General features: G+C 67.6%; 20 protein-coding genes. 9 read left to right on the top strand and 11 right to left on the bottom strand.

Translation table 11 applies throughout. The features are described from left to right. Positions 1 to 39: 39 nt before the first annotated feature. The 5 genes from ACM2ZB_RS07625 to ACM2ZB_RS07605 all read right to left on the bottom strand — a co-directional run bounded on the left by ACM2ZB_RS07625 (position 40) and on the right by ACM2ZB_RS07605 (position 6,949). The gene (locus ACM2ZB_RS07625; protein ID WP_416058030.1) at positions 40 to 2,241 is read right to left on the bottom strand and encodes a TonB-dependent siderophore receptor; all 2,202 of its coding nucleotides are present in this window, start codon (positions 2,239 to 2,241) and stop codon (positions 40 to 42) included. A gap of 269 nt (positions 2,242 to 2,510) precedes the next feature. Continuing rightward, complete coding sequence (locus ACM2ZB_RS07620; protein ID WP_416058029.1) at positions 2,511 to 2,912, bottom strand: DUF4124 domain-containing protein; 402 nt, start codon at positions 2,910 to 2,912, stop codon at positions 2,511 to 2,513. 344 nt (positions 2,913 to 3,256) lie between these two features. Continuing rightward, positions 3,257 to 4,543, bottom strand: coding sequence for a DUF445 domain-containing protein (locus ACM2ZB_RS07615; RefSeq protein ID WP_416058028.1), 1,287 nt, complete (start codon positions 4,541 to 4,543; stop codon positions 3,257 to 3,259). A 110-nt stretch (positions 4,544 to 4,653) separates the two neighbouring features. Next, positions 4,654 to 5,532: a plasmid replication/partition related protein gene (locus ACM2ZB_RS07610; RefSeq protein WP_416058027.1), complete on the bottom strand. Its 879-nt coding sequence runs from the start codon at positions 5,530 to 5,532 to the stop codon at positions 4,654 to 4,656. Between the two features lie 64 nt (positions 5,533 to 5,596). After that, a complete protein-coding gene (locus tag ACM2ZB_RS07605) occupies positions 5,597 to 6,949 on the bottom strand; it encodes an aspartate aminotransferase family protein (protein WP_416058026.1) in 1,353 nt (450 codons plus the stop codon). A 138-nt stretch (positions 6,950 to 7,087) separates the two neighbouring features. Between ACM2ZB_RS07605 and ACM2ZB_RS07600 the strand changes: the two genes are divergently transcribed. After that, entirely contained in the window at positions 7,088 to 8,584 is a 1,497-nt protein-coding gene (locus ACM2ZB_RS07600) for an aldehyde dehydrogenase (RefSeq protein ID WP_416058025.1), read from the top strand. Between the two features lie 301 nt (positions 8,585 to 8,885). On the opposite strand, the gene ACM2ZB_RS07595 is transcribed toward ACM2ZB_RS07600, so the two are convergent. Next, positions 8,886 to 9,533 (bottom strand): hypothetical protein, encoded by a 648-nt coding sequence (locus tag ACM2ZB_RS07595; RefSeq protein ID WP_416058024.1) that lies wholly within the window; start codon positions 9,531 to 9,533, stop codon positions 8,886 to 8,888. Between the two features lie 146 nt (positions 9,534 to 9,679). Between ACM2ZB_RS07595 and ACM2ZB_RS07590 the strand changes: the two genes are divergently transcribed. Further along, complete coding sequence (locus tag ACM2ZB_RS07590) at positions 9,680 to 10,978, top strand: MFS transporter (RefSeq protein ID WP_416058023.1); 1,299 nt, start codon at positions 9,680 to 9,682, stop codon at positions 10,976 to 10,978. Here the strand turns inward: ACM2ZB_RS07590 and ACM2ZB_RS07585 are convergent. The 3 genes from ACM2ZB_RS07585 to ACM2ZB_RS07575 all read right to left on the bottom strand — a co-directional run bounded on the left by ACM2ZB_RS07585 (position 10,959) and on the right by ACM2ZB_RS07575 (position 14,500). After that, positions 10,959 to 11,420: a bacteriohemerythrin gene (locus tag ACM2ZB_RS07585; RefSeq protein ID WP_416058022.1), complete on the bottom strand. Its 462-nt coding sequence runs from the start codon at positions 11,418 to 11,420 to the stop codon at positions 10,959 to 10,961. The two genes, ACM2ZB_RS07590 and ACM2ZB_RS07585, sit on opposite strands and share 20 nt — an antisense overlap. Positions 11,421 to 11,490: 70 nt before the next feature. Continuing rightward, positions 11,491 to 12,843 (bottom strand): diguanylate cyclase, encoded by a 1,353-nt coding sequence (locus ACM2ZB_RS07580; RefSeq protein WP_416058021.1) that lies wholly within the window; start codon positions 12,841 to 12,843, stop codon positions 11,491 to 11,493. A 94-nt stretch (positions 12,844 to 12,937) separates the two neighbouring features. Continuing rightward, the gene (locus ACM2ZB_RS07575) at positions 12,938 to 14,500 is read right to left on the bottom strand and encodes an MASE1 domain-containing protein (protein WP_416058020.1); all 1,563 of its coding nucleotides are present in this window, start codon (positions 14,498 to 14,500) and stop codon (positions 12,938 to 12,940) included. Positions 14,501 to 14,646: 146 nt separating this feature from the next. Here ACM2ZB_RS07575 and ACM2ZB_RS07570 point away from each other — a divergent pair, with 146 nt between their 5' ends. Beyond that, positions 14,647 to 15,156, top strand: coding sequence for a hypothetical protein (locus tag ACM2ZB_RS07570; RefSeq protein WP_313438622.1), 510 nt, complete (start codon positions 14,647 to 14,649; stop codon positions 15,154 to 15,156). Positions 15,157 to 15,253: 97 nt separating this feature from the next. On the opposite strand, the gene ACM2ZB_RS07565 is transcribed toward ACM2ZB_RS07570, so the two are convergent. Together ACM2ZB_RS07565 and ACM2ZB_RS07560 are read right to left on the bottom strand one after the other, a co-directional pair. Next, complete coding sequence (locus ACM2ZB_RS07565) at positions 15,254 to 16,858, bottom strand: MASE1 domain-containing protein (RefSeq protein ID WP_416058019.1); 1,605 nt, start codon at positions 16,856 to 16,858, stop codon at positions 15,254 to 15,256. 181 nt (positions 16,859 to 17,039) lie between these two features. Next, positions 17,040 to 18,317, bottom strand: coding sequence for an NAD(P)/FAD-dependent oxidoreductase (locus ACM2ZB_RS07560; protein WP_416058018.1), 1,278 nt, complete (start codon positions 18,315 to 18,317; stop codon positions 17,040 to 17,042). A 161-nt stretch (positions 18,318 to 18,478) separates the two neighbouring features. Here ACM2ZB_RS07560 and ACM2ZB_RS07555 point away from each other — a divergent pair, with 161 nt between their 5' ends. The 6 genes from ACM2ZB_RS07555 (at position 18,479) to ACM2ZB_RS07530 (ending at position 26,435) form a co-directional block, all read left to right on the top strand. Continuing rightward, positions 18,479 to 19,240 (top strand): gamma-glutamyl-gamma-aminobutyrate hydrolase family protein, encoded by a 762-nt coding sequence (locus tag ACM2ZB_RS07555; RefSeq protein ID WP_416058017.1) that lies wholly within the window; start codon positions 18,479 to 18,481, stop codon positions 19,238 to 19,240. Then, positions 19,237 to 20,634 carry a glutamine synthetase family protein gene (locus ACM2ZB_RS07550; protein WP_313438612.1) on the top strand — a complete coding sequence of 466 codons (1,398 nt, stop codon included), beginning with the start codon at positions 19,237 to 19,239 and terminating at the stop codon, positions 20,632 to 20,634. The genes ACM2ZB_RS07555 and ACM2ZB_RS07550 overlap by 4 nt, the downstream gene beginning before the upstream one ends. Before the next feature lie 93 nt (positions 20,635 to 20,727). Next, positions 20,728 to 21,837, top strand: coding sequence for a polyamine ABC transporter substrate-binding protein (locus ACM2ZB_RS07545; RefSeq protein ID WP_313438609.1), 1,110 nt, complete (start codon positions 20,728 to 20,730; stop codon positions 21,835 to 21,837). Between the two features lie 334 nt (positions 21,838 to 22,171). Beyond that, complete coding sequence (locus tag ACM2ZB_RS07540) at positions 22,172 to 23,341, top strand: HlyD family secretion protein (protein ID WP_416058016.1); 1,170 nt, start codon at positions 22,172 to 22,174, stop codon at positions 23,339 to 23,341. After that, positions 23,338 to 24,894 (top strand): DHA2 family efflux MFS transporter permease subunit, encoded by a 1,557-nt coding sequence (locus ACM2ZB_RS07535; RefSeq protein ID WP_416058015.1) that lies wholly within the window; start codon positions 23,338 to 23,340, stop codon positions 24,892 to 24,894. Before ACM2ZB_RS07540 ends, ACM2ZB_RS07535 begins: the two co-directional genes overlap by 4 nt. Before the next feature lie 80 nt (positions 24,895 to 24,974). Next, on the top strand, positions 24,975 to 26,435 hold the full coding sequence (locus ACM2ZB_RS07530) for an efflux transporter outer membrane subunit (protein ID WP_416058525.1): 1,461 nt from the start codon (positions 24,975 to 24,977) through the stop codon (positions 26,433 to 26,435). The last annotated feature ends 102 nt before the right edge of the window (positions 26,436 to 26,537 follow it).

Raw genomic sequence — 26,537 nt, 5'->3', positions numbered from 1 at the left:
GCCGGGCGCCGGTCGCAGAACCGGCGCCATCCATCACGGTCAGAGCTTCCAGCGCAGCGTCATGGTGACGTTGCGCGGTTCGCCCCAGTACACGCCGTTGTAGAAACCGACGTTGTTGTAGTACTTCTTGTCCAGCAGGTTGTTGATGTTCACCTGCGCGCTGAAGTTCTCGTTGAAGCGGTAGCCGCCGCCCAGGTTCAGCAGGTAGAACGCATCCTGGTTGATGTTGGCCTTGCTGCCATTGGCCTTGGTGCTGGTGTTCCAGATGCGGCTCTGCCAGGTCACGCCGCCGCCCAGCCAGAAGCGGCCATCAATGCCGCCGGGGCGCCAGCTGGTGTTGAGGCGGAAGGTGTCCTGCGGGGTGGTGGTCCGCTGCAGCACGCCGGCGGCGTTGCGGATCCTGGTATGGGCGAAGCCGGCCGACACGTTCCACTGTTCGCCGATGCTGCCCTGGGTTTCCAGTTCCCAGCCCTTCACCTTGTTGCCCTTGCCGGTGGAGCGGTAGGCCTGGCCACCATCGGGCAGCGAGTTCAGCGGCACCGAATCATCGATCTCGGCCACGTTGTCCTGCTTGCCTTCGAACACGGCGGCCGAGGCATTGAGCAGGCCGCCGAAGAATTCCGCCTTGAGGCCGGCTTCGTACATGTCGCCGACCACCGGCTCCAGGTAGTTGCCGTTGCGGTCGCGGTAGTTCTGCGGCTTGAAGATGTCGGTGTAGCTGACATAGCCGCTGAACATGTCGTTGAAGTCGTAGACCAGGCCGGCGTACGGGGTCAGGGTGTCATCGGGCTTGTAGCCGGTGCGGGTGGTGCGATTGCGGTTGCCGTTGGCATCGTAACCGTAGGCCCACTGGCGCGTTTCCCAGCTGCCGTAGCGGGCGCCGACCACGGCCAGCAGCGGGTCGGCCAGGCGCAGGCGCGCGGCCACGTAGGCGGCGCGCTGGCGCAGCTCGTTTTCCGAGGCCAGGCGACCGTAGCGGGTGACCGGCAGCACCGGCACGTTGCCGGTCCAGTGGTGCCAGTCCGGCACCTGGGTGTAACCGGGCGCGCTGCTGTCGAAGGAGGTGGCCTCCGATTCGCCTCCGCGCACCGACTGGCCCAGGCCGAACACCAGTTCGTGTTCGCGGCCGAACAGCTTGAACGGACCACCGATGTTCACGTCGAACACGTCCATGGTGCTGTGTTCGTTGAAGTGCGAGATGTAAGCAGTGACGCCGGTGCCGTCGGCGCGCGGGTAGCCGGCCGCGCCGTACCAGACGCTGCCATCGGTATCACGCACGGCGTGGGTGACGTTGCCCTTCACCGACCAGCCGTTGCCCAGCTGCTGTTCCAGGCGGGCGAAGGTGGTCTTTTCCACCATCGGCCAGCTGCTCCACGACGCCGACAGGTTGGTCGAACGCGGCAGGTTGGCCGGGTTGCCATCGGCGCCCCAGTACGGCACCACGCCCCAGGTCACACCGGTGGTGCGCGGCGACTGGTACTCGTAGCCCAGTTCGAACAGGGTGCTGTCGGTCAGGTCGGCCTGGACGATGCCGTAGAACACGTCCTTGTCGAGTTTGTAGACATCACGGAACGAATCGCTCTGCTGCTTGGCGGCGACCACGCGCGCACGGATGCGCCCGTCCCAGGCGATCGGGCCGCCCAGATCGGCTTCCAGGCGCTGGTTGCCCCAGCGGCCCAGGGTGATGTTGGCGCCGGCCTGGAAGGTGTCGGTCGGGCGCTTGCGCACCATGCTGATGGTGCCGGACGGATCGCCCGCGCCGGTGGTCAGGCCGGTGGCGCCGCGGATCACCTCGATGCGCTCGTAGATCACGTTGTCGGTGTTGGTCTTGATCGAGCCACCGAACGTGTTGAGCATGCCGTCGATCTGGAAGTTCTCGATGGTGTAGCCACGTGAGACGTAGTTGATGCGCTCGCTGTCGGTGACCGACACGCTGACGCCGGTCACCTGGCCCATCACATCGGACAGCGAGAACAGGCCCAGGTCATCCAGGCGCTGGCGGGTGATGACGGTGACCGACTGCGGGGTCTCGCGCAGCGACAGGTCCAGCTTGGTCGCGCTGCGGGTGTTCTTCACCGTGTAGCCGTTCTTGATTTCGCCATCGGCGGTCACCTTCACCGTGTCCAGCGTGCGCGCATCACTGGCGGACGGTGCATCGGCGTGGGCCAGCGGGGCGGTCATCAGGGCAGTCAGGGCCAGGGCCAGCAGGGTGGGACGAGGGGGAGCGAACGGCGAAGCCATCAGTGCGATTCCATGCAGGACGAAAACAGGTGATGGAAAACGCGACCATGGCCGTCCCGCGCTCCGCGCAGGTCGCCCAGCACTGCTTCCCATCGACGAAGCGCCTCCCGTGCAAGGGGCGGCGCGCTGGTCGGGAGGGCGTACACGGGCGAAGGGGCGGGCAGATGCTTCCGTGCCCCGCTTGGCTAAGCGTACAACCGATCAGTAAATGATAGGCATTCGCATTTCGTTAATCAAGCCATGCAATGACCCACGGCTCGGCCCGGTCCTCAGCGCGATGCGCAGGCGCGGGTAACGTCGTCGTTGAGTTGCCGTTGCGGCGTGCGCGTACCGAACCATTCGGCCATTTCGCGGCGGGTGCGCGCCTTGTCGCACGCCTCGGCGTTGCTGGCCGCCTCGATCACGGTTCCCGACCCCCGCACGCCACCGCGCCCGGCATTGGCCTGCAGCTGCCGCCGCGCATCGCGCAGTTCCCGGTCGATCCGCTCGGATTCCTGCCAGCTCAGCTTGGGATCACGCACGATCGGCCGCGTCACGCCGGTATCCTGCCCGGCCGGGCAAGGCAGGGCCTGGTAGACCGCACGACCGCCATCGTTGCACTTGTAGACACGCTGCGCGCACGCATCACCGGCCGCCAGCAGCAGCGGCAGCACCACCCACATCCTTCGCATGGATCCCCCCGCGGGCCACCCTGGCCCGCATGGCGCGGGAGCATAAGGAGTGTGACCCCGGTCGCGCAACACACCACCGCCTTACGCCAGACATGGGGTCAGAGCCCGTTGCACAGCAACGGGATCCGACCCCGTGCCGTTCCGACAGATCGCCGGAATCTGTCAGAGGCGGAGCGGTGTGGGTGGGCAGGACCGTTGGCGCCATGGATGGCGCCATCGAGCCCCCATGGACGGGTTTACGGCGTGTCCTGACCACCCGCACCGCCCCGCCATCCCACGGAATGCAGGCTTTTGACGTTGACGTTGCTTCTGCGGGTGCAGGGCGCAGCCCTGCCAGGCAGCCCTCAGAATCTGAACACCACCGTCGCCGCATGCAGCGCCACCCCGATCAACCCACCCACCAGCGTGCCGTTGAAGCGGATGAACTGCAGATCACGCCCCACGCTCAGTTCCAGCTGCTCCACCAGGTGCCGCTCGTCCCAGCCCTTCACTGTCTGCGCGATATGCGTGGTCACGCCCTCGCGCAACCGCCCGGTCAACCGCTGCGCACCTTCCAGCAGATGCTGGTTCAGCGCATCACGCAGGCCCGCATCGGCCTGCAGGGCATCGCCCAGTGATGCCAGGCTGCGCTGCAGATGGCCGACCAGCGCCGAATCCTCACGCTGCAGGTCCGCGCGCAGGCTGGCATGAATGCGTGCCCACAGCCCCTGCACGTACTCCTGCAGGGCCGGGTGGTCGATCATTTCCTGCTTCAGCTGCTCGATGCGCTCGGCCAATGCCGGATCCTCGCGCAGGCGCTGCACGTAGTTCTGCAGCCAGGTCTCGTAGTCCTGCCGCAGCGGATGCTGCGGCTCGGCCAGCACCTGCTGCAGTTCCTCCAGCACCGCCCGCGCCAGCCGTTCGGCCAGGCTGTCACCGATCTCATCGATCGGCTTGACCCAGTTCACCGTGCTCGACAGCGTGGGCCACTCGCGCTGGATGTAGCGCACGATAAGCTGCGAGGCACGCTCCTTCACTTCCGGCTGCTCCAGCCAGCGGCCCAGCCGCTGCAGGCCTTCGTCCAGCACGCGCTGGTGGCGGCCATCGGCGGTCAGCAGCGCCAGCAGTTCGCCGGCGGTGGCTGCTGCGTTCCACTGCCGCAGCTGCTGCACCACGAAGCCATGCAGCTGCCGGCGCACTGCGCTTTCATCGAAGAAATCCAGGGCCTGCAGTGCCCAGCCGCGGGCCATGTCGGCCAGCATGCGCGAACGCGCCGGGTCGGCCAGCCAGCTGCCGAGGCGGCTGGCCGGGTCGAACACCTGCAGCTTGGCCAGCAGCACGCCGGGTTCCAGGAACTGGTCGCGCACGAACAGGGCCAGGCTGTCGCCGATGCGTTCCTTGCTGCGCGGGATGATCGCGGTATGTGGAATGGGCAGGCCCATCGGCCGCCGGAACAGGGCGACCACGGCGAACCAGTCCGCCAAGGCACCCACCGCAGCCGCTTCGCAGAAGGCCGACACCCAGGCCCAGCCACCGCGCTCGCCCTGCCAGTGGCTGACCGCGAAACCGGCCAGCATCAACAGCAGCAGGCCCAGGGCCAGGGCTTTCAGGCGCCGCAGCTGCGCGCGGCGCGGATCGAGGGGAGACGTCATGGGGGGAGTCTACCCGCAGCACGGTGACGCTGATCTGTAGAGCCGAGCCCACGCTCGGCTGCCTTTGCTGTGCACGGCAGCCGAGCGTCGGCTCTACAGGAACGGCGCGCTTACAGCGCTTCGAGCTGCTTGCGCAGCGCGGCCAGCTGCGCGCGCAGGGTGTCGTTCTCGCGGGTCAGGGCGACCACGCGGCGACGCAGGGCCGGTGCATCCTCACCCAGCTGTTCCAGCGCGGACAGCACTTCGGCATCGCGGCTGGCGACCTCGTCCTCGCTGGGCTCCTCGAAGTCCATCTCGGCCGATTCGGCCTTCGGTGCGCGCGGCTTGCGCTTGGAATCACGCACGCGCTTGGCGGCCTGCTTCAGCTCGTCCTTGCCACCGGCGGCGGCGGCACGCTGCTCGTCTTCGGGCAGGTCGGCCACGGCCGCAGCGGCGCTGATCGAGATCACCCCGGCCTTCACCGCTTCCACCACTTCGGCTGCCGCCTGGGCGTGGATGCGTTCGATCATGCCCACCTGGCTGGTGCTCAGCTTGGCTTCGCGCGCCAGTTCGGCGCGGCTGATCTTCGGTGCCGGTTCCCACGGCGGGCTGTCCTCGCCCGTGTCCTCGACGGCCTCGGCGGTGCCATCGCTCTCGCGCTGCAGCTGGGCCTGTTCGACCTGCTTGCGGGCGGACAGGATGTCGCGCTTGCGCAGGGCCAGCACGCCACGCTGGAAATCGGACACGCTGCGGCGGCCCAGGTGCTGTTCGATCATCCACAGGTGCACGTCTTCCATGCTCTGGAAGCGGGTGTTCTGCACGGTGTTGAACGGCAGGCCGTGCTTCTGGCAGATGCCGAAGCGGTTGTGGCCATCGACCAGCACGTCACCCCACAGCACCAGCGCATCGCGGCAGCCTTCGGCCAGGATGCTGCGCTCCAGCGCGTCATGTTCGTCCGCGGTGAGCGGGTCGATGTAGGCCTTGAGTTCTTCTTTGACGACGATGTCCATGGGCACGGCAGCGAGCAGGGAGCGGAACCGCCCATTGTACCTGCTCGCCGCCGCCGGTCCGGGCTCAGGCGGTGGCCCGGATCATCTCGCCCAGGGTGCCGGTGATCTGGTCGATCTGGGCCTTGTCCACGATCAGCGGCGGCGACAGGGCGATGATGTCGCCGGTGCAGCGCACCAGCAGGCGCCCATCGTGGAAGCAGCGCCGGTAGACCTCGTAGCCGCGGGCGCCGGCGGCATCGCGGCGCGGCGCCAGCTCGACCGCACCGACCAGGCCGAAATTGCGGATGTCGATCACGTTGGGCAGCCCCTGCAGGGCATGCAGGCGTTCCTGCCAGTACTCGCCCAGCTCGATGGCGCGCTCGAACAGGCGCTCCTCGGCATGGACGTCCAGCGTGGCCAGGGCGGCCGCACACGCCAGCGGGTGGCCCGAATAGGTATAGCCATGGAACAGTTCAATGGCCTGCGCCGGGCCCTGCATGAAGCTGGCATGCACCGCATCGCCTACCAGCACCCCGCCCAGCGGCACCGCGCCGTTGCTGACGCCCTTGGCGAAGGTCAACAGATCCGGGGTGACCCCGAAACGCTGCGCGGCGAACGGCATGCCGACCCGGCCAAAGCCGGTGATGACTTCGTCGAACACCAGCAGGATGCCGTGCTGGTCGCAGATCTCGCGCAGCCGCTGCAGGTAGCCGGGGGCGGGCAGGATCACGCCGGCCGAGCCGGCCACCGGCTCGACGAACACCGCGGCGATCGTCGAGGCATCGTGCAGGGCGATCAGGCGTTCCAGGTCGTCGGCCCGCTCGGCGCCCTGCCGGGGCAGGCCTTTGCTGAACGCGTTGCGCTCCAGGTCCAGGGTGTGGCGCAGGTAGTCCACGCCGCCCAGTTGCAGGCCGAACTGCCGGCGGTTGTTGGGCAGCCCGCCCAGCGCCATGCCGCCGAAGCCCACGCCGTGATAGGCCTTCTCGCGGCTGATGAAGCGGGTGCGTTGGCCCTCGCCACGCAGGCGGTGGTAGGCCAGCACGATCTTCATCGCCGTATCGACCGCTTCGGAACCGGAGCTGGTGAAGAACACATGGTTCAGGCCGGCCGGTGCCAGCGCGGCCAGCCGCTGCGCCAGCGCGAAGGCCGGCGGCGAGCCCATCTGGAAGGCCGGTGAATAGTCCAGGGTGGCCGCCTGTTCGGCGATGGCCTGGACGATGCGCGGCCGCGCATGGCCGGCGTTGCAGCACCACAGGCCGGCGGTGCCGTCGAGGATGCTGCGCCCGTCCACATCTTCGTAGTGCATGCCGTCGGCGCGCACCAGCATGCGCGGGGCGCCCTTGTACTGGCGGTTGGCGGTGAACGGCATCCAGTACGCCTCCAGTGAGTCGGGGCGCTGGGTAGCCAGCTCATGCGGGTCGATCGCGGGGTTCTTCATGCCGCCTCCGTCGGGTCCGTTGCATGGACTGTAGCGCAGCCGTGTCATCGCGGCGGTAGCGTCGGCTGTGCCCGGCGCAGGACGGTCGCATCACAGCCATGGCGGTATAACCGGGTCCACCGTTGCATGGAGCCGGACATGGCTGATTCTCCCGACCGCACCCACTGGCAGGCGCTGGCAGGCCAGCTGGCCCTTCCCGGCCAGGCCTTCATCGATGGCCGCTACGTGGACGCCGCCAGCGGCGCGCGCTTCGACTGCATCAGCCCCATCGACGGGCGTGTGCTGGGCCGGGTGGCCGACTGCGATGCGCAGGACGTGGACCGTGCGGTGCAGGCCGCGCGGCGCGCCTTCGATGCCGGGCACTGGTCGCAGGCCAGCCCGGCCCATCGCAAGCGCGTGCTGCTGGCGTTGGCCGCGCTGGTGGAAAAACATGCCGACGAACTGGCCTTGCTGGAAACCCTGGACATGGGCAAGCCGGTGCGCGATGCCCGGCGCGTCGACTTGCCTGGCGTGGTGCGCTGCCTGGCCTGGACGGCCGAAGCGGTGGACAAGCTGTACGGCGAGGTGGCGCCGACCGGTCCGCACGAGCTGGGCCTGGTCAGCCGTGAGCCGGCGGGTGTGGTGGCGGCCATCGTGCCGTGGAATTTCCCGCTGCTGATGGCCTGCTGGAAGATCGCGCCGGCACTGGCGATGGGCAATTCGGTGGTGCTCAAGCCATCGGAGCGCTCGCCGTTGACTGCGCTGCGCCTGGCTGCGCTGGCGGCCGAGGCGGGCCTGCCGGACGGTGTGTTGAACGTACTGCCGGGGCAGGGCGTGCAGGTAGGCGAGCCGCTGGCGTTGCACATGGACGTGGATGTGCTGGCGTTCACCGGTTCCACCGCCACCGGCGCGAAGCTGCTGCAGTATGCCGGTCGCTCCAACCTCAAGCGGGTCTGGCTGGAGTGTGGCGGCAAGAGTCCGCATCTGGTGTTTGCCGACGCACCGGATCTGGATGCCGCTGCCAAGGGCGTGGCGCAGGGCATCTTCTTCAACCAGGGCGAAGTCTGCACGGCAGGCTCGCGGCTGCTGGTGCAGCGTTCGATCCGCGATGACTTCGTGCACCAGGTGATCGCCCATGGGCGGCACATGCAGCCACGCCACCCGCTGGATGCTGATGCGCCGATGGGCGCGCTGGTCGACGCGGCACACGTGGACAAGGTGCTGGGTGATATCGCCCGCGCCGAAGCTGACGGCGCGCGGCTGCTGCTGGGTGGACAACGTGCGCAGGTGGAAGCCGGTGGCTGCTACGTGCAGCCGACGGTGTTCGACCAGGTGCGGCCGGAGCAGGCGCTGGCGCGCGAGGAAGTCTTCGGGCCGGTGCTGGCGGTGCTGGGGTTCGATGATGAAGCCGAGGCCGTGCGCCTGGCCAACGACAGCCGTTATGGGCTGGCGGCGGGGCTATGGACCCGCGACCTGGGTCGCGCCCATCGCGTGGCGCGGCAGCTGCGCGCGGGCAGTGTATGGGTCAATGGCTGGGATGGCGGCGACATGACCGCACCGTTCGGAGGCTACAAGCAGTCGGGCAACGGTCGTGACAAATCGCTGCACGCGTTCGACAAGTACAGCGAGCTGAAGGCGACGTGGATCCAGTTGTAGAGACGAGCCATGCTCGGCTGCTCTTCGCTCTTCTGTAGAGCCGAGCCATGCTCGGCTGCTCTTCGCTCTTCTGTAGAGCCGAGCCATGCGCGGCAGCTCTTCGCTCTTCTGTAGAGCCGAGCCATGCCCGGCAGCTCTTCGCTCTTCTGTAGAGCCGAGCCATGCTCGGCTGCTCTTCGCGAAAAGCAGTCGAGCATGGCTCGACTCTACAGAAGCGGAAGTCGAGCATGGCTCGACGCTACAGAAGCGGAAGTCGAGCATGGCTCGACTCTACAGGGAGCAAAGTCCCGCAGGCTCGACGCTACCGGCAACGTGCACTCACCACCTGCACTGCCTGTCGCAGCGCTTCACGGTCCATTTCCTCCACTGCGCCCTGGAAGTAGCCCATGTCCTGCTTGCCCAGCTCGCAGGGATCGACGATGTACCCCGGCGGCCACAGTCCCAGCAGCTGCGCCACGCCGTGCACGATCTGTTCGGGGGTCATCTGCCGGCGGATGCGGAAGTAGTTGCGCCGCGGTGCGAACGCCGGATGCACGTCGCGGCGCCCGATCAGCTTCGGCGCGATGCCCGCTGCGGTGATGCCGTCGCCACCCTCGATGCTGCCGGCCGGCAGACCCAGCACAAGCGGCGCCGGCGTCGTCTGATTGTCGTTTTCGGCCTCCGTCACGCTCAACGGCGGCGTAGCCACCACAGGGCGGCCGATGGGCTGTGCCTGGATCTGCGCTGCCGGTGGCAGGGCAGGGGCCACGATGGCCTGCGGCTCCGGCGCAGGTGCAGCGGGCAGCCAGCGCAGGGTGATGCGCGCCGCCTCGCTGCCCACGGGCGCCAGACGGCCCGCCTGCCACAGCCACCACCCCAGCACTGCATGCAGCAGCAGCACCAGCAGCCACGCTGTCGCGCGCTGCGGCAGCGGGGAATCGGACCAGCGCAACGCAACCGCAGGGGCCATCGGCGAAGCATCCATGCAGGAACCGGTGGCGCAGCGTAACGGGCGCCCGGAAAAATTCCGTTGGCATCGGTGTCGGCTGAAACCATCGCCCCGTGCGGCCGTCCACGCGTGGCAGAATCGGGCGGTCCACCTTCCACGCACTGCCGATGTCGACGATCACTGCTGCCGCACCACCCGTGAATTCTCCCCGCCGTGTCCTGCTGGCGAGCCTGATCGGCACGACCATCGAATTCTTCGATTTCTACATCTACGCCACGGCGGCGGTGCTGGTGTTCCCGCACCTGTTCTTCCCGGAAAGCAGCGACAAGGCGGCCCTGCTGCAATCACTGGCGACCTTCGCGGTGGCCTTCATCGCGCGCCCGGTGGGGTCGGCGGTGTTCGGCCACTTCGGCGACCGCATCGGCCGCAAGGCCACGCTGGTGGCGGCGCTGCTGACCATGGGCCTGTCCACGGTGGCCATCGGCCTGCTGCCCACGCATGCCCAGATCGGCCTGTGGGCGCCGGCACTGCTGGCGCTGTGCCGCTTCGGCCAGGGCCTGGGGCTGGGCGGCGAATGGGGTGGGGCGGTGCTGCTGGCCACCGAGAACGCGCCCCCGGGCAAGCGCGCCTGGTATGGCATGTTCCCGCAGTTGGGTGCGCCGCTGGGCTTCCTGATGTCTGCCGGCATCTTCCTGCTGCTGGGCCGCTGCCTGGGCCAGCAGGACTTCCTGCAATGGGGCTGGCGCATTCCGTTCGTGGCCAGCGCGCTGCTGGTGGGGCTGGGCCTGTGGGTGCGCTTGAACATCCACGAGACACCCGATTTCCAGAAGGCGCTGGAGCGCAAGGCGCCGGTGCGCCTGCCGATGTGGACCGTGCTGCGCGACCACCCGGTGCCGATGCTGCTGGGCACGCTGGGGGCGTTCGCCACCTTCGTGCTGTTCTACCTGATGACGGTGTTCAGCCTGGGCCACGGCACGTCGGTGCTGGGCTACAGCCGCGAGCAGTTCCTGCTGATGCAGATGGGCGCGATGCTGTTCTTCGCGGCGGGCATCCCGCTGTCGGCGCGTTATGGCGACCGCTGGGGCACGCGCCGCACGATGGTGTTCGCCAGCCTGCTGATCCTCGGCTTCGGCGTGCTGTTCGCACCGCTGTTCCAGCCGAACAGCCCGTGGCTGGTGTTGACCTTCCTGTGCCTGGGCCTGTTCCTGATGGGCTTGACCTACGGCCCGTGCGGTACCTTCCTGGCCGAGATCTATCCGGTGGAAGTGCGCTATACCGGCGCGTCGCTGTCGTTCAACCTGGCCGGCATCCTGGGCGCGGCGCCCGCGCCGTACCTGGCCACCTGGCTGGCCGAGCGCTTCGGCCTGGTCGCGGTGGGCTACTACCTGTGCCTGACCGCAGTGGCCACCCTGTGTGCGCTGTTGGCCCTGCAGCGGCGCGCGCAGCTCAGCCGAAGAAGCGCTTGAGCGTGCGGCCCAGCCAGCCACCGCTCTGGTGTTCGCGGGCGAACTGGTTCAGGTGCGCCTTGACCTGCGCGGCGTAGGCCTGGTCATCGCCACGGATGTGGTTGAACAGCCAGCGCGAGAGCATCGTGCGCAGTTCGTCGGTGATGTCCTCGCCGGCCTGGAAGCGCAGGCGGTACTCGGCCACGCGCTTGATGAAGATCTCATGCACGCGCTTGTGCGCGGCGCAGAACGGATAGCCGGCTTCCTCCATCAGTTCTTCTTCGAAGGCAAAGTGGGACATGGTGTAGTCCACCACTTCGTCGATCACCTCGGCCACCAAGGCGGTCTGCAGCCCGGCCTGGGCCACGTGCAGGTGGTTGAGCATGTCCACGATGCGTCGATGTTGCTGGTCGATCACATCGATGCCGATGTTCAGATCGTCCTGCCAGACCAGTAGTGCCATCCCGGCGTCCCTTCATGCCTATGTCGGGGCCGACTGTAGGTCCGCCGCGCTCAGGCGGCGTTGATCTGGATCAAAGCGCGGCGGCCATGGCCGCTTCGCGTGGCCGCACGGGGCTGTCCATGGTGGTGCAGCTGACCCGGTTGCGACCGGCGGCCTTGGCCAGGTAGAGCTGGCGGTCGGCCTCGGAAATCAGCCGGTGCAGCGCATCGCGCTGCGGGTGCAGGCAGCACAGGCCGATGCTGACGGTCATGCGCAGGATGGCGGTGCCGATGTCCACTTCCAGCGCGGCGATGCGCTGGCGCAGCTGCTCGAAGTAGAGCAGCGCTTCGTCCTGTTCCATGTCCGGTACCAGCAGGCAGAACTCCTCGCCGCCGAAGCGCGCGATCAGGTCCTGGCTGCGTGCGTGGTCGCCCACTGCACGGGCCACCGCGCGCAGCGCATCGTCACCGGCCTCGTGGCCATGGGTGTCATTGATGTGCTTGAAGTGGTCGATGTCGATCATCGCCACCGCCACGCACTGCCCATGCAGCTGCAGCTGCGGCAGCTGGCGCTGGCTCTGTTCCAGGAAGCAGCGGCGGTTGGGCAGGCCAGTGAGGAAATCGCGGGTGGCCAGGTCCTGCAGGGTGCCGATCAGTTCCAGCTGGTCCACGTTCTGCGACACGCGGCAGAAGAATTCCTCGCGCGAGAATGGCTTGCGCAGGAAGTCGTTGGCCCCGTTCTTCAGGAAGCGTGGAATCAGCGAGGCATCGGTGTTGCCGGAAATGCCGATCACCGCCACCTTGTCGCGCGAGCGCAGGGTGCGCAGGCGGCGGGTGAACTCCACGCCCTGCATGCCCGGCATTTCCTGGTCCACCACCGCCAGGCGGATGGCCGGGTGTGCTTCGATCGCGGCCAGCCCTTCGTTGCCGTCGGCCGCCTCGAACACCTCGTGGCCATACATGCGCAGCAGCGCGGCGGCATAGCCGCGCGCCGATGGGGAATCATCCACCACCAGCGCGGCGATGCGCCGGTTGCGCTCCAGCCGCTGTACCAGCCACACCAGGTAGTCGATGCTGCCGGGGGTGTTCTTCAGCACGTAATCGATGATCTGCTGCTGCAGCACACGCTTGCGCAGGTCTTCATCGTAGACGCTGCTGACCACCACGGTGGGCAGGTCGCGCTTGAGGAAGAACTCCACCACCGCATCGCGGTCGCCGTCGGCCAGCACCAGGCCGGTCAGCACCAGGAACCAGCCGCCTTCATCACTCAGCAGGCGCCCGGCCTCGGCCAGGGTGGAGGCGACCACGACGGGCAGCTCCAGCCGCTGCTCGATTGCCTCGCGCAGCATGCCGGTGAACGCACGGGAATTTTCCACCAGCAGGATCCGCTGCGGCAGAGGATCGGCCAGGTCGCCATCTACTACGACCTGAGGCAGGACGGGCATGGTGCGGTGGCTCACGTGGGAGGTCTTGGCACCGATAGCGGCTGTTTCGTCGGTAACTTTAGCCGTGAAGCGTGACCGGCATGCTGCGGGTGGGTCAGGCCGGCGCTGCTGCCCGCGGCGGGATGCCGGCATTGGATTCGTGCAGCACCAGGCGCAGCCGGTTGCCGCGGCAGTGGACTGCGCCGCCGAACGCCTGCATCCGTCCGCCCAGGCGCTCGATGGCCTGTTGGCGCGTATGCGTGGACAACGCACAGCCGCGGTCCAGCAGGGCGACGACCGCGACGATGCCACGGCGGCTGCCGGTGGCGCCGCAGCGCGCCCTCACGCAGATCTGGCCGCCTTCCAGTTCCAGCAGCAGCGACACCGCCTCGATCAGGGTGCGGTAGATCGCCAGCTGCAGGTCCACGTTCAGTGTGCAGGGGTTACCGGTCAGGCGCGGTTGATCGACCCGATGGGTATTGCTCCAGACCCCGTACGCGCCGCCGCCCTGCAAGGCGACATAGAGCCCGACCTGTTCCAGTCCGGTGGGATAGACCAGGCTGGCCTGCTCGCGGAACAGCCGCGAATGCACGGACGAGGCATGCTGCAGGCTGTGTGCGACCGCATGGTGGCCCTGCGACTTCAGCCAGTTGACCATTTCGCTGAGCGAGCTGTCCATGCCCTCGCCGAGGTGCCTGAGGTGGATGGCCCGCTCGCGCAGTTCCCGTTCGCTGGTCTGATGCGAACTGCGTGCCAGGCGCAACGTGGTTTGCTCTGCCAGGCCGCGCGAGCGGGCGCGCTGGTGGTGGTAGCTGATGCTGGAGCCCAGTGCGAGCAGGGCGACACTCATCACCGCCATGTTCTGCTGGGTGGCAAAGGTGCCCAGGTCGAAGGACGAGGGCAGGCCGGTACTGGGCGTGGCGGCGTGCAGCGGCAGGTTCAGCAGCGGGATCGCGATGGCGGCACCGCGCCAGCCATGCATGAAGGTGAGGGCGATGGCGGGCAGGGCTGCCAGCAGCACCAGATGTGTGCGGGTGGTATGGGCGCTGCCGCCGGTCAGCTGCATGCCGAGCCCCAGCATCAGCATCAGCAGGAGTGCTGCAGCCGTGGGCGCGGCAGAACGCGGGTTCCAGCCGGGTCCGGCGTGGCGCCGGTCCCACAGGAACGCCAAGGGCACCAGGGTGATGATGGCGGCGAAGTGACCAAAGAGGGTCCTGTCCACCGCATCCAGCAGGTTGCTCGGCGGCGGGTTCGACCACAGGGCAAACGAAAGGCCCAGGTTGAGACCCGAAACCAGCAGCGCCGTGCAGACGGAGAGGGACAGCAGCCAGAGACCGGTGGCGGCCTCGGACGGCATTTTCAATCGATGCAGGTAGACCACCAGCATCGCCATCGGCATCAGCAGCGTCGAGGCCAGGATGACCCAGCCCAGGCCATAGGCACCGATCATGGGGATGCGCAGCGTCGCGAAGTACAGGTACTCGCCCAGCAGCAGATAGGGCCACAGGCGGGTGGGCACGATCAGCAGCGCTGCCACGCGGATGCCCGCCGGCAGGAAGAACTGGTCCAGCGAGAACTGGCGCGAGATCAGGCAGCCGAGCGCATAGAGCGCTGCCAACGCCAGCCCGGCAGGGCGGATCCGGATGCTGAGTTCAATGGCCTGCTTGAATCGGTCCAAACACGAGCCTCCGCTGCTCCAGGCCATTGATGGATGGCCGTCGGATGGACACTAGCGACAGACCGGAATGGGTGCAATCGAATGTGGCATGCGGTGACGCCGAACCTGTGTGCAGGACTAAATCGTCCGGAACACCGGCGTATCACGTGCTGCTGTCGGGAAGGCGCTACTATCGCTGCGAGGTTGTTGACTCTCACCCCGACCAGGAGGTCATTGTGCAGTTATCCATTATTGGTGTTGCAACCGGTGCAGCGGTACTCGTGGCAGGTCCGGCATTCGCGGGCGGGCCGGGTGATTATCATGGCAAGCCATTGGCCCAGGCTGCGGTGTCCACAGCTGGTCTGGGTGAGACCAGTCCGGTCGCAGCCGATCTCAGCGCAGATCCGAACTGGCAGGTTTATGGTTTCCAGCGCGATGGTGTCATCTATCTGCAGGTGAACGATCTGACCGGCCAGGTGCAGTTGATCGTCGGCAACGCGGGTGGGGCCTATTTCGCATTGCCGGCCGGCAGGACCGCCGCGCGCGTGTCGCTTCCGGGCCAGCGGATCGCCGTTCCGGCCGATGCCGTCCGTTCTGAAGTCTATCGGGCGCAGGACGTGGTACTGGTCCGCTACCGCGGCACCGGCGGCGACATCTGGTCGATCGAGGCGCCCTGAGGCCAGGTTGAACGCAACCCGTTGTACGGGATCTGATGCGCAAGCCGCACCGCGGCTTGCGCATTTTTTATTGCCGCTCCGGCCGTCGCACAGGGGCTCAGGCGTGTGTGGTGCCCGCCTCGAAGCCGGAGAGGTTGTCCGTGGCTCTGGGCGAAAGCGCGTCCAGCGATGCGACGCTGCCGGTCTCCCGCATGGACAGCCTGATGCGGTTGTGCCTGCATTTCAGTGAGCCGCCGTAGGCCAGTGCCCGTCCAGCCAGCCGCTCGGTTGCCGCATTCCGTGTTGCCGATGACAGCTGCTGCTGCGGATCCAGCAGCGCAACCGTCATCACGATTCCGCGGTGCGAGCCGACTTTTCCGCAACGCGCCCGAACATGGATCTGGCCACGTTCGCTCTGCAGCAGCAGCGTCACCGCGTCGATCAGGGTTCGATAGGCTGCCAGCTGCAGGCCGACGCTGAGCTGGCACGGGTCGCCCAGCAGGGAAGGACAGGCGATGCGCGCGGTCTTTTCCCAGGCTTCGCGTACGCCGCCGGCCCGTAGCGCGACATACAGCCCGAGATGTTCAACCGCCGCGGGGTAGACCATGCTGGTCTGTTCGCGGAATTTCCGTGAATGCACCGACGCCATGTGGATCAGGCTTTCCGCGATTGCCTGGTGGCCCTGCGCCATCAGCCAGTTGATCACTTCGTTGAGCGAGTGGTCGATGCCATCGCCCAGCTTCCTCAAGTGCAGCGCACGTTCGCGCAGATCCAGCTCGCTGGCCACATGGGAGCTGCGGGCAAGCCGGATGGCATTCCGTTCACCCACTTCGCGCAGCCTGGAGCGGTGGTAGTAGTGCGTGATGCGCGAGCCCAGCACGAGCAGCGCGGCGCCGGTAAGCGCCATGATCTGCTGGGTGAAGAACGATCCGGGGTCGAAGGATCCCAAGTGCGCGCTTGGGGTCGTCAGGCCGATGATCATGTTCAGGGTGGGCACGCCGACGGCTGCACCTTTCCACCCGTGCACGCAGGTGAGAAGAATCGCGGGCAGTGCCATCAGCAGCTGAAGGGAGAATTTGCCCGTGGCTGCTTCCGGCGGCAGCTGCGCGGCGGACACACCGAATACCACCATCAGTGCCAGTGCACCGAGAATCTGTGCGAACGCCCATTTTCCGGGCATCGGCTCTGCCTTCCGGCGCGCCCAGAGCAGGGCAAGCGGTGCCAGTGTCAGAATGCCGATGAAATCACCCACGACCAGGCGGACGATACCGGTCATCAACGGGAATTCCGGCGGCGTCGGCCACAGCGACTGCGCCAGCAGCAGGTTCAGCAGCGTTATCAGCACCGCCGCCGAGGTCGCAACAGAAATCAGCCAGGCATTCTTCGCCGCGGAAATCATCCGGCGGTGAAGGTGCACGATCATCATGACGATGGGCATCTGGAACAAGGATGCAAGGATGACCCAGGTCAATCCGTACCGTTCGATCATCGGCAGGCGCATCTGCGCGAAATAGGCATATTCGCCCAGCAGCAGATAAGGCCAGAACCGCGGCGGGCACAGCAGTACCGCTGCCACACGCACGCCGGCCGGCAGATAGAACTGGTCAAGGGATACCTGCCGGGTGGCCCAGCAGGCAAGGGCGTACAGCGCGGCCAGCGCGAGTCCTGCCGGATGGATGCGCAACTTCAGCTGCAGACCTTCATTCCACCAGTTCAATCGCACATCCCCTTCACAATACCTTCCCTGTCAGCATCCATTCGTCCGCGGGACGCGGTTTATCTGGACGGTATCGGCATGCGTTTGATTATGCAATCGCCGCAGTGTCTGCATGGGAAAGTGGGAAAACCATCACAGGAATATCTGCAGGCGACGCGTTTCACAGTTTCCGGCCCTGCCGCACCCATCACCACAGTGCATCGCGCAGTTTGTACCAGGACATCGCGGCCACCAGCAGTGGCGTGCGCAGCAGCCGCCCCCCCGGGAAGGGCGCATGCCGCAGGCGCTGGAACACATCCAGGCGTGCGCTCTGGCCATCGATCGCGGCAGCGATCACTTCACCGGCCAGGCCCGCGGCCGCCACGCCATGGCCGGAAAAGCCCTGGGCGAAATACAGGTTGCTGTCCAGCCGGCCCCAGTGCGGGGCGCGGTTCCGGGTGATATCCACGTAGCCGCCCCAGACCTGGTCCAGCGCCACGTCGGCCAGTTGCGGGAACACCTGGTGCATGCGCCGCTGCATCACCCCGCGCAGCCCGGGCGGCGGCAGCGAGGAATAGCTGGCGCGGCCGCCGAACAGCAGGCGGTGGTCATGGCTGAGGCGGAAGTAGTCCAGTGCCCAGGCCGTATCGGCCACCGCCATGTCGTTGCGTATCAAGCCACGGGCACGCTCGGCGCCGAGCGGCTGGCTGGCACCGATATAGGTGCCCACCGGCATGATCCGCCGCTCCAGCCCGGGCAGCAGGCCCTGCAGCCACGCATTGCCGGCCACCACCAGATGGGCCGCACTCACGCTGCCCTGGGCCGTGTGCAGGGCCGGCCGGGGGCCGCGCTGCACGGCGGTCACCGGCGAATGTTCGTGGATGGTCACGCCGACCGCGCGCGCGGCATCGGCCAGGCCACGTGCGTAGGCCAGCGGGTGCAGATGGGCACTGAGCGGGTCGAACATGGCGGCGCGGTAGCGCGGGCTGTCCAGCTGCGCGTGCAGGGCATCGCGGTCCCACCATTGCATGGGGTAGTCGTAGTGCCGCTGCAGATGCTCGCAGCCGGCCCGCAGATCGCGCTCGTGGCGCTCGCGGATGGCGACGCTGGCGTGACCCTCCACCCAATGGCAGTCGATGCCGTGGCGGTCGATGCGCTGGCGCATCGCCTGTACCGCTTCGCGCGACCAGTTGAACAGGTGCCGCGCATCGTCACGCCCCAGCTGGCGTTCCAGCACGTCCACTTCGCAGCCGTAGCCAACCAATGCCTGGCCACCGTTGCGGCCGGAGGCGCCCCAGCCGATGCGCTGGGCTTCCAGTAGCACCACCCTGTACCCGCGCAGGGCCAGTTCCAGGGCCGCAGTCAGGCCGGTATAGCCGGCGCCGAGTACGGCCACATCCGCCTGCACATCGCCACGCAGCGGCGCCAGCGCCGGTGGTTCGGGCAGGCTGTCGGCGTACCAGCTGGGCGGGAAATCCGTGCTCACTGCGGGCCTCGCGGGCACAGGGCAACGGGGCGGAGCGGGGGAGGACGATCGCTGTTCACCGGCATAGTTTCGCCGATGGATGACAGCGCGGGTGTGACGGCGACGACTTGCCGCCTGCGCGCACCGCCGGGTAACGTGTCCACACGCCAAGGAGTTTCCCCATGCGCCGCCTGCCCTGGGTGGGCCTGCCCACCGACAGCACCGTGCTCGGCCACCACCGTTTCGCGGTGGCCGGCGAAAAGTACGTGCGCGCGCTGGTCGATGCGGCCGATGTCACCCCGCTGGTCCTGCCCAGCCTGCAGCCACCACTGCCGGCCGACGACTGGCTGCAGGGCCTGGATGGCCTGCTGCTGACCGGTGCGGTAAGCAACATCGAACCGCAGCACTACCAGGGCGGCCGCAGCTGGCCGGGCAATCTGCATGATCCGGCGCGCGATGCCAACGCCTTCGCGTTGCTGCACACGGCGCTGGCGCGCGATCTTCCGGTGCTGGCCATCTGTCGCGGCTTCCAGGAACTGAATGTCGCCCTGGGGGGCAGCCTGCACCCGCAGGTGCACGCGGTGCCGGGCCTGGCCGACCACCGCGAGGATCCGCAGGCGCCTGTGGAGGTGCAGTACGGGCCGGCACATGCGGTGCGCCTGGCCACCGGGGGCTGGTTGGCGCAGTGGCAGGGCAGCGACCGTGCCGAGGTCAATTCCGTGCACGGGCAGGGCATCGCCCGGCTGGCTCCCGGCCTGCAGCTGGAAGCGCAGGCCGACGACGGCCTGGTCGAAGCGGCCCGCAGCCGCGACCACCGTTTCGTGCTGGGCGTACAGTGGCACCCGGAGTGGCGTGTCATCGATACGCCGTTCTATCACGCTATTTTCCGTGCGTTCGGCCAAGCTTGCCGGCAGCACCAACAGAACCGACTGGATTCCCGATGAGTTCCCGAACGCGCCCGCGCAAGACGGCCACGCCCCCCGTACCGCAGGAAAGCAGCCTGCTGCGCTGGCTGAAGGAGCGGCGCATCACCGAAGTTGAATGCCTGGTGCCGGACATCACCGGCAACGCGCGCGGCAAGATCATTCCCGCCGACAAGTTCTCGCACGACTACGGCACGCGCCTGCCCGAAGGCATCTTCGCCACCACGGTCACCGGTGAGTTCCCCGACGATTACTACGACCTGACCTCGCCGTCGGACTCGGACATGATGCTGCGGCCCGACCCGGATACGGTGCGCATGGTGCCGTGGGCGGCCGACGCCACCGCGCAGGTCATCCACGATTGCTACACCAAGACCGGCGAACCGCACGAACTGGCCCCGCGCAACGTGCTGCGCCGCGTGCTGGCCGCCTATGCCGAACTGGGCCTGCGTCCGGTGGTGGCCCCGGAGCTGGAATTCTTCCTGGTGCAGAAGAACACCGATCCGGATTTCCCGCTGCTGCCGCCGGCCGGCCGTTCGGGTCGCCCGGAAACGGCGCGGCAGTCCTATTCGATCGATGCGGTCAACGAATTCGACCCGATCCTGGACCTGATGTATGACTACGCCGATGCGATGAAGCTGGACGTGGATACGCTCATCCACGAATCCGGCGCCGCGCAGCTGGAAGTCAACTTCACCCACGCCGATGCGATGGACCTGGCCGACCAGGTGTTCCTGTTCAAGCGCACCATGCGCGAGGCGGCGATGCGCCACGGCGTGTATGCCACCTTCCTGGCCAAGCCGATGGAAAACGAGCCCGGCAGCGCCATGCACATCCACCAGAGCCTGGTGCGGGTGAGCGATGGCAGCAACGTGTTCACCGGCGAGACCCATGGCGAGGGCGAGTTCAGCCCGGTGTTCGGCCACTACCTGGGCGGCCTGCAGAAGTACGTGCCGCAGGCGATGGCCTTCTTCGCGCCGAACGTGAATTCCTACCGCCGCCTGGTGTTCGGCGAGGTCTCGCCCAGCAACGTGCACTGGGGCTACGACAACCGCACCTGCGGCCTGCGCGTGCCGCTGGATACACCGGAAAACATGCGGGTGGAAAGCCGCTTCGCCGGGTCCGACGCCAACCCCTACCTGGCGATGGCCGCGACCCTGGCCTGCGGCCTGCTCGGCATCCGCGAGCGGCTGGCCCCGGACGCGCCGGTGACCGGCAGTGCCAAGGAGCTGGGCTACAACCTGCCGCGTTCGCTGGGCGAGGCGCTGGACGGGCTGGAACAGTGCAGCGAGCTGCAGGCCCTGCTGGGCGAGCGCTTCTGCCGGGCCTACATCTCGGTCAAGCGCAAGGAATACGAGACCTTCTTCCGCGTCATCAGCTCCTGGGAGCGCGAGTTCCTGCTGTTGAACGTGTGAAGGCCCGCAATTGATGAATGAGCCGTCGGGGGGTAGGCTGGCACCCGTCGCCGGCCCGGCCGGCCTCCCCCTTTCCGCATTCTGGAGCACCCGATGAAGCTGCGTATCCTCACGCTCGGCCTGGCCTCCGCCATGCTCGCCGCCTGTGGCGGTGGCAACGGTGGCGCGCAGGACAGCCAGGTCCTGAACGTCTACAACTACAGCGACTACATCGCCGAGGACACCATCCCCACCTTCGAGAAGGAGAGCGGGATCAAGGTGACCTACGATGTGTTCGACAGCGACGAGATGGTCGAGACCAAGCTGCTGGCCGGCAACAGCGGCTACGACGTGGTGGTGCCGACCCTGAACTTCTTCGGCCGCCAGATCCAGGCCGGCGTGTTCCTGCCGCTGGACAAGAGCAGGATTCCGAACCTGGCCAACCTGGACCCGTCGGTGATGAAGCGCATCGCCACCCAGGATCCGGACAACAAGTACGGCGTGCCGTACATGATCGGCACCACCGGCATCGGCTACAACGTGGACATGCTGAAGGAGCGCTTCGGCGGCAGCGCCGATATCGCCAGCAGCTGGGACCTGGTGTTCAAGCCGGAAAACATCAGCAAGATGAAGGACTGCGGCGTGACCATCCTGGACACGCCGGCGGACATGATCCCGATCGCGCTGCACTACCTGGGCCTGGACCCGCACAGCGGCGACCCGGCCGAACTGCAGAAGGCCGCCGACCTGCTGAAGTCGATCCGCCCGTACGTGCAGAACTTCCACTCCTCGCAGTACGTGGGTTCGCTGGCCAACGGCGGTACCTGCCTGGTGGTGGGCTGGTCGGGTGACATCATCCAGGCCCGCGACCGCGCCGAGGAAGCCAGCAACGGCGTGCACGTGGCCTATTCCATCCCGAAGGAAGGTGCGCCGCAGTGGTTCGACATGCTGGCCATCCCGAAGGACGCCAAGCACCCGGAAGCGGCCTACAAATTCATCAACTACCTGCTGGAACCGAAGGTCGCCGCGGCCAACACCAACTTCATCCACTACGCCAACCCGGTGCCGACCGCGACCCCGCTGGTGGACGAAGCGATCCGTACCGATCCGACCATCTACCCGCCGGCCGATGTGGCCGAGAAGATGTTCACCTATTCGATCAACACGCCGGAGACAGACAAGCTCTACACCCGGCTGTGGACCGAGGTGAAGACCGGCAAGTAAGTGAGGGCCGACCAACGGTCGGCCTCCACCAGGCAGAAAAACGGAGGCCAACGGCCTCCGTTTTTTTTTGCTTCTGCTCTGCCGTTGACCTCCTGTCCGTGAGCACGGAACGGTGGGGCAGCGGGTGGGGCCGAGGGCTGAGGCAGGACCGCAGGCGCCATGGATGGCGCCTACGAGCCCCCATGGACGGGTTTACGGCGTGTCCTGCCTCAGCCCTCGGCCCCACCCGCTGCAACAAACGAACACCTGGCTCACGCGACAAACGCTTTCACCTCACCTCCTCACCCCTTCCCCTACCGTCCCGTATGGCACCGACCACCGCCACGACGAGACAATGACCGACCACCCCCCGCGCACCGACGCCCCCACCGACGAAGCCCCCTCCACCCACGAGGACAAGCCTTCGCCGCTGAAGAACCCCAAGGTCCGCTGGACCCTGGCTATCATCGGTGCCGGCGTGGTCATCGCCCTGGTCGCCTGGCTCATTTACCACCTGCTGGTCGGCCGCTACCTGCAGGACACCAACAACGCCTACCTGCAGGCCGACGCCGTGGCCGTCGCCCCGCGCATCAACGGCTACGTCACCGAAGTGCTGGTGCAGGACAATCAATGGGTCGAGGCCGGCGAACCGCTGCTGCGCATCGACCCGCGCACCTACCGCGCCACCCTGGACCAGGCCGAGGCGGTCATTGCCGTGCGCGAAGCCGACATCGCTGCCGCCGCCGCCGGCGTGCAGGGCCAGCAGTCCAGCCTGCTGCAGGCACGCACCCAGCTCACCGCCGCCACCGCTTCGCTGCGTTTCGGCAAGGCCGAGCTGGCCCGCTTCACCCCACTTGCCGCCAGTGGCGCCGACACCCACGAGCATGTGGAAAGCCTGCGCCACGACGTCGAACGCGCCCAGGCCCAGTACGACGCGGCCAAGGCACAGATCCAGGGCGCGCAGAGCCAGATCGAGGCCAGCCAGGCACAGCTGGAACAGGCCCAGGCCGGCCTGAAGCAGGCCCAGGCCGATGCCGCGCAGGCCCGCGTCGCCTTCGAGGACACCGAGCTGCGCGCGCGCATCGATGGCCGCGTCGGCAACAAGACCGTGCAGGTCGGCCAGTTCGTCGCTGCCGGTACCCGCACCATGACCATCGTGCCGGTCGCCTCGCTGTACCTCAGCGCCAACTTCAAGGAAACCCAGGTAGGCCTGATGCGCGCCGGGCAACCGGCCGAAATCAAGGTCGATGCGCTGCCGAACACCACCCTGCATGGCACCGTGGAAAGCATCTCGCCCGGCACCGGCTCGCAGTTCGCGCTGCTGCCGCCGCAGAACGCCACCGGCAACTTCACCAAAGTCGTGCAGCGCGTGCCGGTACGCATCCGTGTCGATGCCGGAGCCGAGGCGCGCAAGGTGCTGGTGCCGGGCATGTCTGTGGAAGTGACCGTCGATACGCGCAATGCCAAGGATGCTCGCGAGCGCACCCGGGACGAGGCCGAGGCGATGGCCACACCGGCGCGATGAACGCCACCACCGCCCCCGCAGCGCCCGCCGCCGAAGGCAAGGCCGATGCCGGCGCGTGGCTGGCCGTGGCGGCCGGCACCATCGGCTCGTTCATGGCCACGTTGGACATCTCCATCGTCAATGCGGCGCTGCCCACCATCCAGGGCGAGGTCGGCGCCAGCGGTACCGAAGGCACCTGGATCTCCACCGCCTTCCTGGTCTCGGAAATCGTGATGATTCCGTTGACCGGCTGGTTCGTGCGCACGCTGGGCCTGCGCACCTTCCTGCTGATCTGCGCCACGCTGTTCACCGCGTTCTCGGTGATGTGTGGCCTGGCCGATTCGTTGCCGATGATGATCGCCGGCCGGGTAGGGCAGGGCTTTGCCGGCGGTGCGCTGATCCCCACCGCGCTGACCATCGTCGGCACACGCCTGCCGCCGAAGCAGCAGCCGCTGGGCACCGCGCTGTTCGGCATGACCGTCATCCTCGGCCCGGTGATCGGCCCGCTGCTGGGCGGCTGGCTGACCGAGAACGTCAGCTGGCACTACGCGTTCTTCATCAACGTGCCGATCTGTGCGGGCCTGGTTGCCCTGCTGCTGCTCGGCCTGCCGCATGAGAAATCGAACTGGGGCGGGCTGCTGCGTGCCGATTGGCTGGGCATCATCGGCATGACTGCCGGCTTGTCCGCGCTCACGGTGGTGCTGGAAGACGGTCAGCGCGAGCGCTGGTTCGAATCGACGATGATCGTGGTGCTCAGCCTCGTTTCGCTGCTGGGGTTCGCCCTGCTCGCGCTTTCGCAGTTCACCAGCAAGGCGCCGGTCATCCGCCTGAACATCCTGTTCCAGCGCAGTTTCGGCGCGGTGTTCGTGATGGTGATGGCGGTGGGCATGATCCTGTTCGGGGTCATGTACATGATTCCGCAGTTCCTGGCGATCATCGCCGGCTACAACACCGAGCAGGCCGGCTACGTGCTGCTGCTGGCAGGCCTGCCCACCATCCTGCTGATGCCGTTGATGCCGAAGATGCTGGAAACGGTGGATGTGCGCATCATGGTGTTCGGCGGCATGCTGTGCTTCGCCGCCGCCTGCTTCGTCAACCTGGGGCTGACGCCGGACAGCATCGGCCCGCATTTCGTCATCGGCCAGCTGCTGCAGGGCTGCGGCCTGGCGCTGGCGATGATGGCGCTGAACCAGGCGGCGATCACCTCGGTGCCGCGCGAATACACCAGTGATGCCTCGGGTCTCTTCAACGCCGCGCGCAACCTTGGCGGCTCGATCGGCCTGGCGATCATCTCCACCTTCCAGGAACGCCGCGCCACCCTGCACATCGATGCGATCGGCAGCAGCGTCACCGCAAATTCGGCCATCGCCCAGGACGCGCTGCATGCCTATGGCCAGCAGCTCGGTGATGCCACGCAGGCGATGGCGGTGTTGGCGCAGACGGTGCAGATGCAGGCGATGGTGATGGCCTACAACGACCTGTTCTGGATCTTCGGCCTGATCGTGGTGGCGACCCTGCCGCTGGTGTTCCTGCTCAAGCCCCTGCCCAAGGGCGTTCCATTGGCGATGCATTGATGACTTTGACGACCCTCACCACCTCCCTTCGCCCGCACCGTCTGTGGCCGGCCACCCTGCCGCTGCTGCTGGCCGGCTGCATGCTGGGCCCGGATTACGTGAAGCCGGAGGTGGCCAGCGGCGCCACCGCGCAGGCACGGCTGCCGCGTGCCGCGCAGGCCGACGTGCAGCCGGCCACGCCGCCCAGCCAGTGGTGGCGCGCGCTGAATGATCCGCTGCTGGACCAGCTGGTGGACGAGGCGCTGCGCAACAGCCCCAACCTGCGTGCCGCCCAGGCCAAGCTGCTGGCCTCGCGCGCGCTGCAGCGCCAGCGGCGCGCCGAACAGCTGCCCAGCGTGGGAGCGGCAGCGGGCTATGCGAACGTCAACGCGCCTGATTCCCTGGAAAACAGCGTGCGTGGCCTCGGCGAGAACATCGCCGGGGTGGCCGAGGCCAATGGCCGCCCGCAGGAGGCGGCGCAGCTCCGCCAGCAGTTCGCGGACATCGACCTGGACACCGAGCTGTACGTGGCCGGCTTTGATGCGAGCTGGGAACTGGACCTGTTCGGCCGCCGCCGTCGCGCGGCCGAGCAGGCGGCCGCCGAAGCCGAGGCCAATGCCGCGGCGCTGGCCGATGCGCAGGTGCAGCTGGCGGCCGAGCTGGCGCAGGTCTACCTGGGCTACCGCAGCAGCCGCGAACGCATCGCCCTGGCCGAGGTCAATCTGCGCGCCGCCGATGACAGCCTTCAGCTGACCCGACAACGCCGCGAGCGCGGTGCCGATTCGGACCTGCAGGTCGAACGCGCGCAGGCCCAGCGTGAGCAGCAGCAGACCGCTCTGCCGCCCCTGCAGGCACAGGCGGACGAGGCGCGTGACGTGCTGGCGCTGATGGTCGGCCGCGAGCCCGGTGCGCTGGACGCGCGGTTGGCCGCCGACCAGCCGTTGCCGGCGCTGCCGGCCAGCGTGCCGGTAGATGATGCAGGCGCGCTGATCCAGCGCCGGCCGGATGTGCGCAAGGCCGAGCGCGAGCTGGCGGCCTCCTCGGCGCAGATCGGCCAGGCGATCTCGGCCTACTTTCCACAGGTGACCCTGCTGGGCAGCATCGGTGCCGGTGCCACCTCGATTTCAGACCTCGGGCCGGATTCGGCAGCGACCATCGTCGCCCCGTTCCTGCGCTGGTCGTTGTTTGATTTCGGGGTGAACAAGGCGCGCGTTGCGCAGGCCCGGGCGGGCAACGAGGCGCGGCTGGCGGCCTACGAGGGCACGGTGCTGGCTGCGCTGCAGGATGCCAACACGGCGCTGGCCCGGTTCGGTGCCGCCCGCCAGCAGCTGCAGGCCAGCCTGCGCGCCGAGGCCTCGACGGACCGCTCGCTGGCGCTGATGCAGCAGCGCCGGCAGGCCGGAGCCACCTCGCAGATCGACCTGCTGGACGTGCAGCGCCAGCGCCTGCAGGCCCAGGATGCCGCCGCCCAGGCGCGTCTGCAGCTGCTGGTGCGCTATGTGGCCCTGCAGAAGAGCCTGGGCCTGGGCTGGCAGGAGGCCCCGCCGGTCGCCGCACGGTGATGCTTTCCGCCGGGCATGGCCCGGCGCTACCAATCGACGCCCGTCGGCCGCGTTGACGTCGCCGCGCACCCCGGCAGCGCCGGGCCATGCCCGGCGGCCCCC

This window comes from Stenotrophomonas maltophilia (assembly GCF_047782825.1).
Lineage (GTDB): Bacteria > Pseudomonadota > Gammaproteobacteria > Xanthomonadales > Xanthomonadaceae > Stenotrophomonas.
This window is presented reverse-complemented; position numbering and strand designations above follow the sequence as displayed.

Excerpts from the sequence above, each read along its gene's own strand:
- ACM2ZB_RS07625 (WP_416058030.1), bottom strand. The coding sequence starts at position 2,241 with ATGGCTTCGCCGTTCGCTCCCCCTCGTCCCACCCTGCTGGCCCTGGCC.
- ACM2ZB_RS07620 (WP_416058029.1), bottom strand. The coding sequence starts at position 2,912 with ATGCGAAGGATGTGGGTGGTGCTGCCGCTGCTGCTGGCGGCCGGTGAT.
- ACM2ZB_RS07615 (WP_416058028.1), bottom strand. The coding sequence starts at position 4,543 with ATGACGTCTCCCCTCGATCCGCGCCGCGCGCAGCTGCGGCGCCTGAAA.
- ACM2ZB_RS07610 (WP_416058027.1), bottom strand. The coding sequence starts at position 5,532 with ATGGACATCGTCGTCAAAGAAGAACTCAAGGCCTACATCGACCCGCTC.
- ACM2ZB_RS07605 (WP_416058026.1), bottom strand. The coding sequence starts at position 6,949 with ATGAAGAACCCCGCGATCGACCCGCATGAGCTGGCTACCCAGCGCCCC.
- ACM2ZB_RS07600 (WP_416058025.1), top strand. The coding sequence starts at position 7,088 with ATGGCTGATTCTCCCGACCGCACCCACTGGCAGGCGCTGGCAGGCCAG.
- ACM2ZB_RS07595 (WP_416058024.1), bottom strand. The coding sequence starts at position 9,533 with ATGGCCCCTGCGGTTGCGTTGCGCTGGTCCGATTCCCCGCTGCCGCAG.
- ACM2ZB_RS07590 (WP_416058023.1), top strand. The coding sequence starts at position 9,680 with ATGTCGACGATCACTGCTGCCGCACCACCCGTGAATTCTCCCCGCCGT.
- ACM2ZB_RS07585 (WP_416058022.1), bottom strand. The coding sequence starts at position 11,420 with ATGGCACTACTGGTCTGGCAGGACGATCTGAACATCGGCATCGATGTG.
- ACM2ZB_RS07580 (WP_416058021.1), bottom strand. The coding sequence starts at position 12,843 with ATGCCCGTCCTGCCTCAGGTCGTAGTAGATGGCGACCTGGCCGATCCT.
- ACM2ZB_RS07555 (WP_416058017.1), top strand. The coding sequence starts at position 18,479 with ATGCGCCGCCTGCCCTGGGTGGGCCTGCCCACCGACAGCACCGTGCTC.
- ACM2ZB_RS07550 (WP_313438612.1), top strand. The coding sequence starts at position 19,237 with ATGAGTTCCCGAACGCGCCCGCGCAAGACGGCCACGCCCCCCGTACCG.
- ACM2ZB_RS07545 (WP_313438609.1), top strand. The coding sequence starts at position 20,728 with ATGAAGCTGCGTATCCTCACGCTCGGCCTGGCCTCCGCCATGCTCGCC.
- ACM2ZB_RS07540 (WP_416058016.1), top strand. The coding sequence starts at position 22,172 with ATGACCGACCACCCCCCGCGCACCGACGCCCCCACCGACGAAGCCCCC.
- ACM2ZB_RS07535 (WP_416058015.1), top strand. The coding sequence starts at position 23,338 with ATGAACGCCACCACCGCCCCCGCAGCGCCCGCCGCCGAAGGCAAGGCC.
- ACM2ZB_RS07530 (WP_416058525.1), top strand. The coding sequence starts at position 24,975 with ATGCTGGGCCCGGATTACGTGAAGCCGGAGGTGGCCAGCGGCGCCACC.